The following is a 317-nucleotide window of genomic DNA, read 5'->3' as shown; positions in this document are numbered from 1 at the left end:
TCTATTCTTGTAAAAATATATACTGTTTAACTCCCAGTTCTTCCTAAGGGGTATTTTCCAGTATCTCTTCAGTACTTTATACTATCTAGATCTGGTATTAAGCTTCTTCATCTCATTTATCCTTAACTTGTTTAGCTCTCTCGTCAAGAGCTGTACTATGTGGAATTTATCGACCACAATATTGGCATTTGGAAAAACCTTCTTGGCAAGATCAATATATGGCTTATACATGTCTGTAGTCACATATTCTACCCTTTTTCTGACCTTCAAGGGATAGGAATTAAAATACTCAAAGAGGTATCTTTGCCTCCTATCTA

At 34.7% G+C, this 317-nt stretch carries 1 pseudogene; it reads right to left on the bottom strand.

What is annotated here, in order from left to right:
• Positions 1–317, bottom strand: a pseudogene (locus HMPREF0634_RS01020) (transposase); the annotation flags it as partial.

Source organism: Peptostreptococcus stomatis DSM 17678, from assembly GCF_000147675.1.
In the GTDB taxonomy this organism is placed as follows: domain Bacteria; phylum Bacillota; class Clostridia; order Peptostreptococcales; family Peptostreptococcaceae; genus Peptostreptococcus; species Peptostreptococcus stomatis.
The sequence above is the reverse complement of the archived record's forward strand: the minus strand, read 5'-3'. Positions and strand labels throughout refer to the sequence as shown.